The organism is Coriobacteriia bacterium, assembly GCA_041658765.1.
In the GTDB taxonomy this organism is placed as follows: domain Bacteria; phylum Actinomycetota; class Coriobacteriia; order Anaerosomatales; family JBAZZO01; genus JBAZZO01.
Map to the genome: position 1 here is coordinate 1 of JBAZZO010000022.1, position 12,948 is coordinate 12,948.

A 12,948-nucleotide genomic window follows, 5' to 3' on the forward strand; every position below is an offset into this window, starting at 1 on the left:
TACAAGCTCAACGCCCGCAAGAACCCGAGATGGAAAGAGGAGGTGAAGGCGTCCGACGTCGAGTACCTTTATTGTGAGGCAACGAATCAGTCGCTCGAGTACCTTTTATTCTGAGGCATCACGGACCCCTCTTGCGCACCGTCTCCTGCCTTGCACCACCTGGTCGCCCTTGCTAGACTACCCTTCGCGTGCGGACGTGGCTCAGTTGGTAGAGCACAACCTTGCCAAGGTTGGGGTCGCGGGTTCGAATCCCGTCGTCCGCTCCATCCGGAACCACGAAGACCGGCCTCCGCGCAGAACATCCACCGGGCGCCGGTCTTCTTGATAGACACGGGGTCTCCCCGCGATGGCGACGTGGCCAAGAGGCAAGGCAGGGGCCTGCAAAGCCCTTATCCCCGGTTCGAATCCGGGCGTCGCCTCCAGCGCATGACTCAAGCCCGCCCCTTACGGTGGCGGGCTTTCTTGCGTAGAGGACCGCCCTACGCCGCGCTGTACTTGATCTCGATGCGCTTCGCCTGCTCGAGGCGATGGAGTCCCCGCTCGAGGTCCGCGGGGTCGGGGATGTTGGATACCGCCCACTTCACGATCTCGGGGGGCACCAGCGGGTAGCGCTTGCGCGCCTGCGAAAGGGTCATCTCGGTTCCTCCTGCTGCGACGAACGGCTACGACGTTGCTGTGACGTGCTGCTTCGGGACCCTCGCGCGTAGTTTGACCCCCTCGCGTGCGGGGCGTCAAGCCTTCCCGACGTCTTCGCGAGCTACTCGCGCCAGCGCCGGAAGAGGTCGTGCTCGATACCGAGGACGTCGAGCACCTTGCCGACGACGTAGTTCACCTGGTCGTCGAGGGAGCGCGGCCGGTGGTAGAAGGCTGGCATCGCGGGGACGATGACCGCGCCGGCCTCGGCGAGAGCGGTGAGATTGCGCAGGTGGATGAGGTTGAGAGGCGTCTCGCGCGGCATCAGCACGAGCGGTCGCCTCTCCTTGAGCATCACGTCCGCGGCCCGCTCGGGAAGGTCGGCCGCGAGCCCCGCCGCGACCGAGCCGACGAAGCCCATCGACGCCGGCGCGACTATCATCGCGTCCGACGCGCGAGAACCCGACGCCACCTCGTCGAACAGGTCGTCGGCGCGCGCGACGCGCAGCGGAGAGCCCGCGGGCAGCTCCAGGAAAGCCGCTAGCGCACGATCCGGAGCCTCCGCGGGAAGCGAGAAGCCCGTCTCGAAAGCCATCACTTCGCGCCCGGCGTCGGTCGCGATGAACGTCACGGCGTGGCCGGACGCCAGCAGGCGTTCCGTCAGGCGCAGGCCGTAGACCGACCCCGACGCCCCGCTGACGACCACGATGTAGGTTCCCACGGCCACGCTCCTATCCGAGAAGCCGGTCGGCCACGGCCCCGGCGAGGACCACGACGGCGACCATGCCGTTGACGGTGAAGAACGCCGCGTCCACGCACGATAGGTCGTCGGCGCGCACGATCGCGTTCTCGTATACAAGGAGTATCCCCGCCGCGGCGACTCCCGCGTAGTACGCCCACCCGGCTCCGGCGAGCCAGCCTCCCGCGGCGAACAGCGCCACGGCCGCCGCATGCGTGGCCCGCGTGATCGCCAGCGCCCGCGGGATGCCAAGGTCGGCGGGAGCCGAGTGGACGCCGTCCCGCACGTCGCAGTCGTAGTCCTGCGTCGCGTAGATGATGTCGAAACCCGCTGTCCATACCGCGACCGCAAGACCGAGGACCCAAGGCGCGGGGTGAGCCATCGGCGCCCCGACGGCGGCCCATCCTCCCACAGCTCCGAGCCCGAGACACCCGCCGAGCCAGAAGTGGCAAGCCCAGGTGAACCTCTTGAGGTAGGGGTAGATGAGGAACAGCGCGAGCGGGATCGGCCAAAGCAGATGCGTGACGGGCGCGAGCCGCCATACCGCGAGCAGATACGCCGCGAGCACGATCGCCGCGAAGATCCACAACTCCCCCGCTTCGACGAGTCCCGCGGGCACGGCGCGGCCCGCGGTGCGGGGGTTGCGCGCGTCTATCTCGCGGTCGACCGCGCGGTTCACGACGAACGCGAACGCGCGCGCGCCGACCATCGCCACGGTGATCCACGCGAGCGCCGGCCACGACGGCCATCCACCCTGCGCCGCCCTCGCCGCACCGTAGACCGCCCCGATGTACGCGTATGGCAGCGCGAATACGCTGTGCTCGAACTTCACGAGCTCGAGGAAGATGCGGACCTTCTCGACGGCCTTAGCCAAGTCCGAGCTCGCTCCACATGGAGTCGACGAGCGCCTTCACCTCGGTGCTCATCTCGAGCGCGTCGGGCCATTCCCGCATGTGACCCTCTCCGGGTAGCGGCTTCGTCGCGTCGATGCCCATCTTGAAACCGAAGCTCTGGAAGTCGCTCGAGTGGTCGAGCCGGTCGAGCGGACCCTTGGAGACGAGGATGTCGCGACCCGGATCGACGTTGTTGAAGCAGCGCCAGGCGACCTGGCTGTAGTCGTGGCAATCGACGTCCGCGTCGACCACGATCACGAACTTCGTGAACATCATCTGCCCCATCGACCAGGCGAAATCCATGACGCGGAACGCCTGGCCGGCGAACTCCTTGCGGATCTGGAAGATCGCGCAGTTGTGGAAGACGCCTTCGAGCGGCAGGTCGTAGTCGACGACCTCGGGCATCATCGCCTTGACCACCGGGAGGAAGATACGCTCCGTGGCCTTGGCCATGTAGCAGTCCTCCATCGGCGGGCGCCCGACGATGGTGGCGGGATAGATCGGGTCGCGACGCATCGTGATCGCCTCGACGTGGAAGACCGGGAAGTCGTCGGCGAGTGAGTAGTAGCCGGTATGGTCGCCGAAGGGCCCCTCGCGCCGCGTCTCGGCCAGATCGCACCATCCCTCGAGGACGATCTCGGCGTGCGCGGGGACGAGCAGGTCGTTCGTCACGCACTTCACGACCTCGACGGGCTCACCGCGGAGGATGCCGGCGAACAGGTACTCGTCGATCATCGCAGGCACCGGAGCGGTGGCCGCGAAGATCGTGACGGGATCGGCGCCGAGCGCGACCGAGACCGGCACTCGGGAGACGCCGGCATCGCTCCACGCGCGCAGGTTCCTCGCGCCGTCGTGGTGCTCGTGGATGTGCAGGCCGGTGGTGTTGCGATCGAAGACCTGCAGCCGGTACATGCCGACGTTGAGCTTGCCCTTGGGGTCGTTCGTCACCACGAGCGGCAACGTGATGAAGGGGCCGCCGTCCTGGGGCCATGTGGTGAGGACCGGCAGTCGTCCGAGGTCGACGTCCTCGCCCTCGAGAACGACCTCCTGGCACGGGGCCTTCTTGATCTCCTTCGCACCCGCCGCGGCGAGGTCCTTGAGCCCCATCAGGAGACCGAACTTGTCCTTCATCGACGCGGGCATGTCGAGCGGAAGAAGCTCCATCAACTGCGCGGCCTTCGCGTCGAGGTCGCGCCACGTGCCGGTCTCCGCGTCGATACCGAGCGCCCACGCCATGCGCTCGTAGGAGCCCATCAGGTTGATCGCCACAGGCATGCCGTACTCGTCGCCGCTCGACCGGTCGAAGGGGTGCTCGAACAGCAGGGCCGGACCGACGCGCTTGCTCACGCGGTCGGTGATCTCGCCGATCTCGAGCCGGGGATCGACTCGTGCCCCGATGCGCACGAGCTGACCCTTCTCTTCCAGCAGCGCGATGAACTCGCGCAGGTCCTTGATCGCCACCACGGCGCTCCTCAGTCGGTGTGCCGAGACCCCACCCGAGGATGATACCGCCCGACCAGGTACGTAACCAGCGGTGCGAGTATCGCGGCCCCTCCGAGAGCCGTCGCCTGGACGAGATCGAGGTCGTACTTGAAGGCCGCCCGCAGGTCGGGGATGAGCCACGTCACTGTCACGCCCCAGCGCCACAGGTACCATGCGGCCTCCACCGCCAGCGTCGCCTGCACCGCGAGCACCGTCGCCGGGCCGAGCGCGAGCCACCCCGCGAGACGCCCCTGCTCACGTGGTCCCTGTGGACTCTTCCGCAGAAGGGGATAGACCAGCGCCGCCACCGCGGCGGCGACGAGGCCTGCCGCGATGGCCTCGGCCATCCTCATGTTGAAGAACGCCGTCATCCGATCCTCGGAGTTGAGCGCGGAGAGCGACCACCTCAAGCGATGGACGACGAAGTACAGCGTGGAGTACACCGCGTTATACGCAGCCACGCCGGCCAGCGCGCTCACGAGGGCGCGCCACGACGCGAGGCCCAGGACGAGGAAGAGTACGAGGACCGCACCGGCCAGACCGAGCGCCATCGGCGCGCGTAGCCTTCTCTCGTCGGCGAGCCGCAGCCCCTGTGCCTTCGAGACCCAAGCGCGAAGCGCTCCCCCGCTGCCGGCTGACGGGCGTGCCCCCACCTTCAGCGCCGCCGGCGAACCTTCCTGGACGACGCCGACGAACGCCGAAGCGAACGCCTCCTCCTGCGCGCGAGCGGATGCGAGCCGGGCGTCGGAACGGTCGACGAGCGCACGCCCGAGCACCTCGCCCGCCGAATGCGACGGCACCTCGAGACCCGCGAGCACCGCCACGGTAGGCGCAAGGTCGATGAGGCGTCCGGTCCCCTGCCCCAGCGAGACTCCGGAGCCCGCGAACACCGCCGGCGCCATCGTGGCGTCCGGCTCCCAACCACCGTGACCGCCCGCGTCGACGTGCCCGTGATCGGAAACCACCACGAACGCGGTCCGCCCGTCTTGGAGAGCGGTCACGAGCCGCCCCAGGTCGGTGTCGACCCGTTCGGCCATCGTCCGGTACTCGACGGACGCCCCGCCGAAGTCGTGACCGGCCTCATCGACGTCCGGGAGGTGGAGCAGGACGATATCCGGCCGGTTCGACGCGACGAGACGCAAGGTCTCGTCGACCAGACGGCCCGAGAGGTACTCCCCCTCGCGCCAGTCCTCGAAGTAGGACGCCGTTGCGCGGGAGGCGCCGAACAGCGTGTCGAAGCCGCGCGGTCCCACCACCACGACGCGCCGGCGCACTTTCAACGCGGAATCGAGCAAGGTGGGCACGGGCACGTGCCGATCGAAGTCGTTCGTCGTGACCCCGCTCACCTGCGGCGGAGCCCCCGAGAGGATGGTCGTCCAGTCCGGGTACGACAGGGACGGCTGCGGTGTCTCGAGGACGAGATCCGCGCCGTGCGAGCGCAGAGAGCCCATGGTGCGCAGACCTTGCGAGACGTCCGCCCGCAACCCGTCGACGATCACGAGCACGACGCGACGGGCCGCTCGCGGTCCCTCACGGTGGGGTGAAGCGACGCTCATCCGCGAGAAGGGGCCGCGGTACTCCGCCACCTGGGACCACGAGTACGATGCGACGCGGTAGGCGACGACAGCGAGCGCGAGCGAAGCCGCGAGCCCTGCCGCGAGGAGCGCCCAGTGTACGAAAGTGCCCGTACGACCGCGCATCAGTCGAGACCTCCTGCCGCCAGAGCCGCGTCGAGATCGTCGAGCGAAGACACGCTGATGCCCGCGTACACTTCCGACGTCCCGTGACGATCGATCAGCACGGCGTTCATGCCCACCGCGGTCGCCCCGACGATGTCCGAATACACGTGGTCCCCCACGTGCACGGCACGGCTCGGGCTCACGCCCATGCGCTCGCAGGCGAGTTCGAAGATCCGCGGGTCGGGCTTGTGCAGACCCACCGATGCCGAGGAGACGACGACGTCGATGAGCGCGGACAGGCCGAGACCATCGAGGAGTCCCTCCAGACGACTGTCCCAGTTCGATACGATGCCGATGCGCAGGTCTCGCGCGCGGAGCCGCTCGAAGGCGGGACGGACGTCCGGATACGCGCGCCATCGCGAAGCCGACCCGAACTCGTCGTAGACCCGGCGAGCGAGCGCCGGTGCCTCGTCCTCGATACCAAGGCGGGCGCAGAGGAGCGAGTACATGCCGACCCAGACGCCGGACGTCTCCTCCTCGCTCGTCCAGAAGGTGTCGTCAGCGCGATACCGGTCCTCGTAGTAACGGTCGACGAGCGGCATCAGAGAGTCGATGGCGGCGAGGTCACGCGCGTGACCGGCTTCGGCCAGTACCTGGCGGACGACCTCTGACACGCTGGGATGCGGGTACAGGAGCGTGTTGCCGACGTCGAAGGAGACGGCCTTGAGAGAGGAACCGCTCACTCCTGGTAGGTGTAGAGATCTGTCCTGTGGACCGGGGCGATCGCAGCCTCGCACGGCCGTCCGATCACGACGAGCGTCGTGATCTCCCACCCGTCGGGCACGTCCAGCACCTCCGCGAGCTGGTCACGCACCCAGAACGCGACGGAGAGCATGCAGGTGCCGAGACCTTCGGCGACGCATGCGAGGAAGAGGTTCTCCAGAGCACATCCCAAAGAGATGAGGGCATTCAGGCGGTCCATCTCACCGTCGCCGACCGGCAGCGACACCGCGAGCGCGATCGGCGCGCCGCCAAGGTCGTTCGCGTAGAAGTCGATCGCGCGCGCCACATGCTCGGGGCCGAGAGCCGCGGCGTATTCCTCCACGAAGACGGTGGTCTGAGCCATGACCTCTCCGACCCCTCGCCTAGCCTCACCCGTCGCCACGTGGAACCGCCACGGCTGGCGATTCATCGCCGACGGGGCGAGCATGGCCGCCTCGACGAGACGCTCGACGGTGGCGCGGTCGATCCGTTCGTTCGTGAACGCCCGGATGGAGTGCCGCTGCTGCATCGCGTCTTTGAGTTCCATCACTGCCCCCCCAACGGTCCGAGCTCAGCGTAGAGCCGCCAGCACCCGCTCGCAGACGGCCTGCGCCGCGCCGGGCTTACCCAACATCGTAGCATTCTCGACCATCTGAGCGAGCCGGTCTGGGTGCGTCGACAGGAAACGCACCTTCTCGACCACATCCTCCTCGTCGCGAGCCTGGAGCCCGGCTCCGAAGTTCACGAGGAAGTCCACGTTGTATATCTCCTGTCCCGGCACCGGGTTGTAGATGATGAGCGGCAGGCCCATCGCGAGAGCCTCGGAGACCGTCAGCCCGCCCGCCTTGCCGACGAGCACGTCGGCCGCGCGCATGACCTTGTTCATCTCCTTCACGAACCCGAAAGCATGCATGTTGGGGGACTTGCGCTGCACCGACTGCATCCTCCGCCGCAAGCGCTCGTTGTGGCCGGCCACGCCCGCGACCTGCGCGCCGATAGCGCACAGGTCCCTGGCGATCTCTTTGACGTCCCCGACGGTGCCGGCGGATTCGGTCAGCATGACGGTGAACCGGTCCGAAAGCCCGAGCGCCTTGCGCGATTCCGCCCGGACGAGCGGGGTGCTGAACCGCTCGTGGATCGGGATACCCGACACGACTACGCGCTCCCACGGGATCCCGCGCACCACGAGGTCCTCACGGACCTCCTTGCACGCGACGAAGTAGATGTCGGTGGCGGGGTGTAGCCACTGTCGGTGCGCACCGTAGTCGGTGATCACCGTCGCCGAGACGAAAGGCCGCGAGCTCTTGAACTCGGAGACGAACCCGCCGGCGATGGGGAACGTGGAGATGACCGCGTCGGGCGGTTCCGCCTCGATGAACGCCCGTGCCCGAGCGAGGCCCACGACGTTCATCTCGCGCACTATCGGATTGCCCGGCATCTTGTTGGTGAGGTCGAAGAACGTGCCGTACAGTTCGGGGAAGAACTGCACGCTCTGCACGTACGCGAACTTGGCCAGGACGTTCAGCCCCGGTGCGAACTCCTCGAAGAAGTCGAGGACCTTGACTTCGACGCTATCGCGATGGTGCGCGAGGAGATAACGCTCCAGCGCCCCGGCGGCCGAGCGGTGACCACCGCCGAACGAGGCGCTGAATATGAGTATCCGTCGCTTCGCGCTCAATCCGCGGGTGCCGTCCCTGGTCCACTCGGGGGCAGATGCTTCACAAGTGTGACCACGGTGCCCCCTTCCGCGCAAGGAGCGAACTCGACCCTGTCCATCAGCGCCCGCATGAACATCACGCCGCGTCCGCTCGCTGCGTAGACATCTTCGCTGCCGCGATAGTCCGCGCCGTCGAAACCCGATCCCGTGTCGGCTATGGCCACCGTGATACGGTCGTCGTAGGCTGCGACGTCGATGGTGATGCGGTCGTTCTCGCCCCTCGGAGACCCGTGTCGGATAGCGTTCGCGAGCGCCTCTCCGACCGCGACCTTGACGTCGAACAGGGATGTCTCGCTCATCCCGACGCGTGAGACGAGCTCACAGACCTTTCCGCGCACCTGGGCGAGGGACCCGATGCTGGCTGGAACCTCGAGCGACTCGATCCAGATGCGGTCGGAGGGACGCTCCTTGAGCCCGATCCCCGCGATGGCGGAGGACACCGTCGACGCGGTCGCCACCGTCGGAGCGAGCCCGACGAGGCCCGAGAGCTCGAGGATCCGCCCGACATCGCGATTGGCGCCCGCGAGTACGACCTTGCCCCGGAAGGGCTCGAGCCTCTTGTCTATCCACACGAGCAGCCCGAGGGCGGAGCTGTCGACGTAGGTGACGTCGTCCAGATCCAGGACGACGTTCACGCAACCGGCCTCGATCGCTTCGTCGAGGACCTTGCGTACTTCGTCGACGACCGAGATATCCAGTTCTTCGTCAAGGCGAGCGATGCATATTGCGGGAGATAGGCTCTGCTCGATGCGCACCGTCATGTCGCCCTCGTCCTGTTCGTCCACCGCATCCGCATATGGCCTGTCTACCCGTTCGGACGCTGGACCGAACCAGACGTCTCGGATCGGTCCCGGGGGGCGACACGAACGGCCAGCACGGCGGCATCGTCCCTCAGGTCGGTGCCGACGAACCGCTCGAGGGCCGAGAGCAGGCGGTCCGTGATCGACCGCGCGTTCCCGCCGCGTCTCAGCAACCTGCGAACACGGTCCTCGCCGAAGAACTCCTTCGAGCGACGCGCCTCCGTCACCCCGTCGGTGTAGAGCAGCAGCGTCGCACCCGCCTCCAGGCCGATCGCGATCTCCCCGAAGTGGGCGTCTGTGATCGCGCCGAGAAGCGGTCCGGTCGGCCCGAGCCGCTCGGTGCGGCCGTCCGTCCGCAACAGCAGCGCGGGGGGATGTCCGCCGTTCGCATAGAGCAGGCTGCTTCGTTCGAGATCGACGACGCCGACCCAGAGAGTGACGATATCCGAGACAAGACCCGTCTCCGACACGACGCGGTTCAGCTCTGTGATGATGGCGGCGGGACCAGCGCCGGCTGCGGCCATCCCGCGCACCGTGAACTTGATCATCGACGTCTTCGTCGCAGCGGTGACGCCTTTGCCGCACACATCGGCCATCGCGAGCACGATACGCCCGTCCGGCGTCGTGAAGAGATCGTAGTAGTCTCCGCTGATCCCCTCCGTCTTCTTCCCGGCGGCGAGATAGCGAGCGTGCGCGTCGAGTCCCGGAACGGACGCCACCCTTTCCGGAAGGATGCTCGCGCGGAGCACCGACGCCACGTGGTGCTCCTGTCCGAAGAGCGCGGCCGTGTCGACCGAGAGAGCCGCCTGCGTGGCGAAGAGGCGCAGCATGACCAGGTCTTCGTCCCGGAACGCCCCACGGTCGCGGGCGTACGCGGCCAGGGTGCCGAGGCGCCGGCCGCGTGAGGTGAGCGACACGATGACGGCGGAAGCGAATCCCTGCGAGAGAGCGAGTCGCGCCCACTGTTCATCGACTGTCGCCAAGTCCTCGATATTGGCCGCCTCCCCCGACTCGAAGACGCGGCCGGCGACGCCCTCGCCTGGAGCGACGGAGAGCGACACCAGGTCCCGATGCCCGATCCCGCGACTCATCTCCGTCGTGACGCGGCGCGACGTGGGATCGTACATCATGAGCGAGACCGCCTCGGCGGAGACGATCTTCTGCACCACATCGAGGACGCGGTTCAACACCACGGGCAGCTCCAGCTCGGACGTGACGGCCTGGCTGATCCGGAAGATCATCTCCAGATCGGTGGCGCGTACCCTTGCCTGGTTGAACAGGCGCGTGTTCTCCAACGCGAGAGACGCCTCGCGGCCGATGGTCTCCGCCAGCACCATCTGCCGCTCCCCTATCCGCTCGCCCGCCGACCATCCGGTCAGCGCGAGCGCCGCCGCCGGACACCCGTCCACGACGATCGGCAGGATGAGCGCACACGTGATGTCCTCGCCGAGCAGCTCTCGCGCCCGTTCCAGTGCCTCTCCCCCGTCCACGAGAAGGGGAAGGGCCGGATCGTCCCCTTCGCCGACGCTCGCGAAGGAGGATAGCAGCGCCTTCTCGTGCACCGGGTCGGAAGAGGGTGCAAGCCCGAGCGCGGTGCGATCGGCCACCGCGACCTCGGCGAAACGCATCCCGAGAAGGTCGGCCGCCATGTCCGCCACGTCCGACAGGGCCGCCTCGAGGTCGCCCGGTGCCGCGAGCCTCTCAGCCACACGGCGAAGGACCTCGGCCTCCAGGCGGGCGGCTCGCTCCTCCGCGAACAGGTGGGAGTTGTAGACGGCGATCGACGCCTGAGCTGAGAACGTTCGCGCCATCTCGGTCTCCGCCGCCGTGAACGTGCGCTCCTCCGAGCAGACGACCACGACGAGACCCAGGGTCAGCACACCGGTGGAGAGCGGGACGACGAGTCCGCAGCGGATGGTGTCGGCGCCGTAGAGGTCGAGGAGCGGGTCCCTGTCGCCATGCTGACGCCGGAAGGAGACGAGAGTACCCGTGTCGAGCGCCTCGGCGATCCACGACGGCCGGCGAAGATCGACGGAGAACTCGCTCGGCTCCTCCGGCAGACCCTTCGCGCGAGCAAGCACCGCCCTATCACCAGCCGCGTCGACCAGGAAGACCGCGACCCCGCCCGTCTGCAGGATATGCCCCATCGCGGTGAGGATACCGTCGAGCACGTGATCGAGCCTCGAGGACGTGGCCAGCAGCTGCGACAGGTCATGAAGCGAGTTGAGCCGCACGGCCATGTCGTTGAACGCTACCGCGAGCCTTCCTACCTCGTCCTGTCGTTCCACCGGGATGGGCCGCACGAAGGCACCCGAAGCCACATCGTGCGCCCGGACCTCGAGTTCGCGCAGCGGCTCCACGATGCGGCGTGTCGCCGCGACCGCGAGGGCGATGGCAAGGAACGCTCCCGCGACCAGGGTCACGAAAGCCGGCGCCAGTGCGGACGATGTCCTCGTGGCCGCGAGGCCCTTCGGGCTCGCCACCACCACGCTCCAATCGAGACCGGGGAAGCCCTGTATCGGCATGAGCTCTCCGACGAGAGATGCACGACCCGACCCGACCGAGACCTCTCCATCGGCCCGGCGAACGACACCGCTCCCGCGATCCTTCTCCAGTATCGGAGACCCTCCGCGATCCGCCGCGATGACCTCCGAACCTGGACCGAGGATCAGTACCGCGCGCTCCTCGACGTCACCCGAGACCTCCGCCGCGAGCGACTGCACGAAGTCCGTGCGCAGCCGCGCGTACAGCACACCCGACCACGGACCGCCTCGAGCCTCGCGAAGGAGCCAAAGACGTCCCCCGACATCTCCGATCCCAGGACGCCAAACGTAGACGAGCCCCTCCGACGTCGGCGATGAGCCCGACAAGACAGCATCGAGGGACTTCCGAGGGTTCTCGAAGACCGGGGTCGACGCGAGGATGCGCCCGTCATCGCCTCGGAACACGAGCATGTCGAAATGCTCGGCTTCGACGGCCGCGATCCTTACGACGCGCGACCGGACCTCGTCGATACGTCGGGCGTCCCTCAGTCCGACCGCGAGAGAGTCAAGCGCCTCCTCGGCGGCATCGAACCGAACGGCGACACCGTGCGCTATGAGCCTGCGGTATACGACCTGTCGGTCGGCGATCTCAGAGCGGGTCATGGAGTACACGCCGACGATCCCCGCAGCCACCACGACCGTGACTATGAGGCCGACGATGACGACCGTCAGCCAGAGCAGTTGCGTTGAGAGACTCGCGCCCCGACGTCCCCGAACGACCATCGCCCACCCGTCCGCGGTCTCGCATCGAGTGTCGGGGGGCGAGAGGGCCCCTCCGCATCGGTCCCATCGTAGTCCAGCCACAGCCCCGCGGCCAATGCCGAACCGTGCCTAACGCGTGATAGCTCGCTCGATCCAGACCGACAGTCCGGTCGCCAGACCGGCCACCATGAGCGCCCCGAGGGCGACGAGCACCGCGCCCGCGATGGCGTTGAGCACGCGGGCCAGACGCTGCGCGCGACGCAGAAGACCCACCAACCGGCTGAAGAGAAGACCTGTGAGCAGGAACGGCAAGGCCAGACCCAGCGAATACGTCCCGAGAAGCATCGCGCCACGCGAGACGGACGCCGTGTTGGCCGCCATCGTGAGTATCGCGCCGTAGATCGGACCGGAACATGGTCCCATGGCCAACGGGAACGCCACTCCCAGGGCGAACGCGGCCCAACCTCCGAAGCGGCGGAGACGAGACGCGTCGACTCCCCCCGCGCGGCGCAGCCAAGGCGCAGGAAGCACTCCGAGCAGCACGAGACCCATCGCGATCACGACGATCCCCGCCACGCGTCCTAGCGCATCGCGGTTGCGCCCGAGCAGGTTCCCGAGCAACGACGCGCTGGCGCCGAGCGCGACGAAGACGACGCTGAAGCCCGCGACGAAGAACAGCATAGGGACGAGGACCCTTCGCACATCCCGGTCTTCGTCACCGAGTTCGTTGAGCGTCATCCCCGTCATGAACGACACGTAGACGGGAATGAGCGGCAACACGCATGGCGTCAGGAACGAGACGATCCCCGCGGCGAAGGCGGCCGCAAGCCCTATCGCCCCATTCTGCACGTCACCACCCACTCACGAGCGCACCATGCTCGGCTTGAAGCGGCGCAGCAGCAGCGAGCTGCTCACGACGCTGACGCTCGAGAGCGCCATCGCCGCTCCGGCTATCTCGGGGCGCAGCAGCCCGAAGGCCGCGATGGGGATGCCCAGCG

The 12,948-nt window shown here is 67.7% G+C and carries 11 protein-coding genes and 2 tRNA genes; 2 read left to right on the top strand and 11 right to left on the bottom strand.

Going from position 1 to position 12,948, the window contains the following annotated elements:
- Nucleotides 1-190 precede the first annotated feature (190 nt).
- Together WC971_10460 and WC971_10465 are read left to right on the top strand one after the other, a co-directional pair.
- Nucleotides 191-266, top strand: a tRNA-Gly gene (locus tag WC971_10460).
- Nucleotides 267-348: 82 nt separating this feature from the next.
- A tRNA-Cys gene (locus WC971_10465) sits at nt 349-422 on the top strand.
- A 57-nt stretch (nt 423-479) separates the two neighbouring features.
- Here the strand turns inward: WC971_10465 and WC971_10470 are convergent.
- The 11 genes from WC971_10470 to WC971_10520 form a co-directional block, all read right to left on the bottom strand.
- Nucleotides 480-635: a hypothetical protein gene (locus tag WC971_10470; protein ID MFA5845237.1), complete on the bottom strand. Its 156-nt coding sequence runs from the start codon at nt 633-635 to the stop codon at nt 480-482.
- 122 nt (nt 636-757) lie between these two features.
- On the bottom strand, nt 758-1,354 hold the full coding sequence (locus WC971_10475) for a flavin prenyltransferase UbiX (protein MFA5845238.1): 597 nt from the start codon (nt 1,352-1,354) through the stop codon (nt 758-760).
- A gap of 10 nt (nt 1,355-1,364) precedes the next feature.
- A complete protein-coding gene (locus WC971_10480; protein ID MFA5845239.1) occupies nt 1,365-2,246 on the bottom strand; it encodes a UbiA-like polyprenyltransferase in 882 nt (293 codons plus the stop codon).
- Nucleotides 2,239-3,726 (bottom strand): menaquinone biosynthesis decarboxylase, encoded by a 1,488-nt coding sequence (locus WC971_10485; GenBank protein ID MFA5845240.1) that lies wholly within the window; start codon nt 3,724-3,726, stop codon nt 2,239-2,241. The genes WC971_10480 and WC971_10485 overlap by 8 nt, the downstream gene beginning before the upstream one ends.
- Before the next feature lie 11 nt (nt 3,727-3,737).
- A complete protein-coding gene (locus WC971_10490; protein ID MFA5845241.1) occupies nt 3,738-5,447 on the bottom strand; it encodes an alkaline phosphatase family protein in 1,710 nt (569 codons plus the stop codon).
- On the bottom strand, nt 5,447-6,169 hold the full coding sequence (locus WC971_10495) for an HAD-IA family hydrolase (protein ID MFA5845242.1): 723 nt from the start codon (nt 6,167-6,169) through the stop codon (nt 5,447-5,449). Before WC971_10495 ends, WC971_10490 begins: the two co-directional genes overlap by 1 nt.
- Nucleotides 6,166-6,735, bottom strand: coding sequence for a nitroreductase family protein (locus WC971_10500; GenBank protein ID MFA5845243.1), 570 nt, complete (start codon nt 6,733-6,735; stop codon nt 6,166-6,168). Before WC971_10500 ends, WC971_10495 begins: the two co-directional genes overlap by 4 nt.
- Nucleotides 6,736-6,759: 24 nt before the next feature.
- Nucleotides 6,760-7,866 carry a glycosyltransferase gene (locus tag WC971_10505; protein MFA5845244.1) on the bottom strand — a complete coding sequence of 369 codons (1,107 nt, stop codon included), beginning with the start codon at nt 7,864-7,866 and terminating at the stop codon, nt 6,760-6,762.
- Complete coding sequence (locus WC971_10510) at nt 7,863-8,690, bottom strand: anti-sigma factor antagonist (GenBank protein ID MFA5845245.1); 828 nt, start codon at nt 8,688-8,690, stop codon at nt 7,863-7,865. Before WC971_10510 ends, WC971_10505 begins: the two co-directional genes overlap by 4 nt.
- A 20-nt stretch (nt 8,691-8,710) precedes the next feature.
- Complete coding sequence (locus tag WC971_10515) at nt 8,711-11,971, bottom strand: SpoIIE family protein phosphatase (GenBank protein MFA5845246.1); 3,261 nt, start codon at nt 11,969-11,971, stop codon at nt 8,711-8,713.
- Between the two features lie 108 nt (nt 11,972-12,079).
- Entirely contained in the window at nt 12,080-12,811 is a 732-nt protein-coding gene (locus WC971_10520) for a cytochrome c biogenesis protein CcdA (protein ID MFA5845247.1), read from the bottom strand.
- Between the last annotated feature and the right edge of the window lie 137 nt (nt 12,812-12,948).